The organism is Mucilaginibacter sp., assembly GCF_028287845.1.
GTDB lineage: Bacteria > Bacteroidota > Bacteroidia > Sphingobacteriales > Sphingobacteriaceae > Mucilaginibacter.
On the sequence record NZ_JAQBOW010000158.1, the window covers coordinates 1 to 2,617 of the forward strand.

Sequence of the window (2,617 nt, forward strand, 5' to 3'; positions counted from 1 at the left end):
CTAAAACCATTATCCTATCTACCCATATTATGCAGGAAGTGGAGGCGGTATGCAACCATGTTATTATTATTAATAAAGGAAAAATTGTAGCCAATGATACTTTGGCAGCATTGAGGGGGAAGAATAACGGGAATACTTTGGAAAATGTATTTATCAGTTTAACAAACAATAATTAAGCGTAAAATATAACATAAGGAATGTATTCAATCCTCAAAAAAGAAATTACTTCTTATTTAAGTTCATTAGTAGCCTATGTTACCATTGGCGTGTTTTTGCTGGTGCTGGGTTTGTTTTTATGGGTATTTCCAGATTCAAGCCTATTAGATTACGGCTACGCCGGATTGGATAGCTTGTTTAGCACGGCCCCGTATCTGTTTATGTTTTTAATTCCGGCAATTACCATGCGATCGTTAGCCGAAGAGCGTAAAGAGGGCACATTTGAGTTGCTTTTAACCCGCCCGCTAACTGATCTTCAAATTGTATTGGGTAAATATTTAGCCGCTGTATTATTGGTGCTGTTTGCTTTGGTGCCTACACTCACTTATTATTATTCGGTTTATGTTTTGGGTACGCCGCAAGGTAATATTGATACCGGCGCGGTTATAGGTTCATATATAGGGTTGTTTTTGTTGGGAGCAGCTTTCGCGGCAATTGGTTTGTTTGCATCGTCCGTCACCAAAAATCAGATCATCGCTTTTACCATAGCGGTATTTTTATGTTTCTTTTTTTATAGCGGATTTGATTCGCTAAGCGGATTGTTATCACTGCAAAGCTCGGGCATACAAAGCTTGGGTATTACAGAGCATTATCAATCCGTAAGCCGCGGTGTTTTAGATACCCGCGATTTGGCCTATTTCATTGTATTGATAGCCATATTTATTTGGCTCACCCTGTTTGTGCTTTTAAAACAACAGCAAAAGGCGTTAAACAAATACATAACGCTGGGCGGTGTTGGTATTGTGTTGTGCGTAACCATTTTCACCAGCCTTGCATTTACCCGAATTGATTTTACTGCCGAAAAACGTTATACCATATCACCCATCAGCAGGCAAGTGTTAGATAGCTTGTCTAAACCTGTAAAAGTTACTGTTTACCTACAGGGCGACCTAACCGGCGGCATGAAGCGCCTGCAACGCGCCACCAATGATATACTTAGCGATTTGCAGGCTTACAGTCACCGTAAACTGCAGTTTGAATTTGTTGACCCATTAAAAGGCTTATCAACCGAACAGCAAAACCAGGCCATACAGGATCTGCAATCAAGGGGCATAGAACCAACCGCATTAAGCGTAAAAACGGATGACGGGTTATCGCAAAAAACTATTTTCCCGGCGGCCATGGTATCAGCAAATGGTAAGGATATACCGGTTAAACTACTGTATGCGCAAAATCAAATGCGTTTATCAGCAGATGAGCAGTTAAACAACTCTATCCAAAACCTGGAGTATGCATTTACATCGGCCATAAAAAAAGTTACACGTGGCGGCAAGCCGCAAATTGGTTTTACGGCCGGGCACTATGAGTTGACCGACCTGCAACTAAATGATGCCATGAAAAGCTTGTCGGATGGGTTTGAGGTGGGAAGGGTTGATCTGAAAAATATTCCTTTTGATAGCCTGCTGAAAATAAAGTTAATAGTAGTAGCCAAGCCCGAAAAGCCATTTACCGAGCTGGAGAAATTTAAGCTGGATCAATACCTGATGCGCGGAGGCAGGGTGCTTTGGACGATAGACCAGGTTAGCGCCGAGCTGGACAGCCTGCGCGGTCGCGGCGGCGATCAGCTGGCGTTTGGCAAACAGCTAAATTTAGACGATCAGCTATTTGTTTACGGCATCCGCATAAATTATGATCTGATAGCCGATATGAGCTGCGCACAAATACCCCTTAGTACTGGCAATATTGGCGGGCAGGCACAAATACAACTGGTGCCCTGGCTGTTTTACCCGATATTTATTCCTTTATCCAAACACCCTGTAGTTAAAAATCTGGATGGCATATACAGTGAGTTCCCCAGCACTATTGATATATTGGATACCAAAGGCGTTGAAAAAACGGTGCTATTGGCTACATCGCCCTATAATAAAAAAATGTCTGTGCCGCACATGCTGTCATTACAGGCGGTAGAGCAAGTGCCCGAGCCTAAAGATTTTCAAGGCATACCCAAAACTACTGCGGTATTGCTGGAAGGCAAGTTTGCATCAGATTTTAAGAACCGCCCAGTACCCGCCGACCTGAAAGAAAAAATTGCCATACAGGACGAAAGTAAACCCACCAAAATGATAGTAATAAGTGATGGCGATATATTTAAAAACCAGGTGGCCGCTGACGGTTCGCCATATCCGTTAGGGTATGATCATTATACGCAACAAAACTTCGGCAATAAAAACCTGCTACTCAATATTGCCGATTATATGACCGACGATTCGGGCCTTATAACCTTACGTAACAAGGAAATTAAACTGCGCCTGCTTAACAGAGCAAGGGTGCGCGGCGAGAAATTATACTGGCAGGTAATTAATACAGTTATTCCTTTGTTATTAGTGTTAATATTTGCTATTTTTCAACATTATATCCGCAAGAGACGGTATGCTCATTAAATTTTATACTTTTGACTAAT

Annotated in this window: 1 protein-coding gene; it reads left to right on the forward strand. The window is 42.0% G+C overall.

Annotated elements, in window-relative coordinates:
* Positions 1-197: 197 nt before the first annotated feature.
* Complete coding sequence (gene gldG / locus JWP71_RS15695; protein WP_299501868.1) at positions 198-2,597, forward strand: gliding motility-associated ABC transporter substrate-binding protein GldG; 2,400 nt, start codon at positions 198-200, stop codon at positions 2,595-2,597.
* Positions 2,598-2,617: the final 20 nt, after the last annotated feature.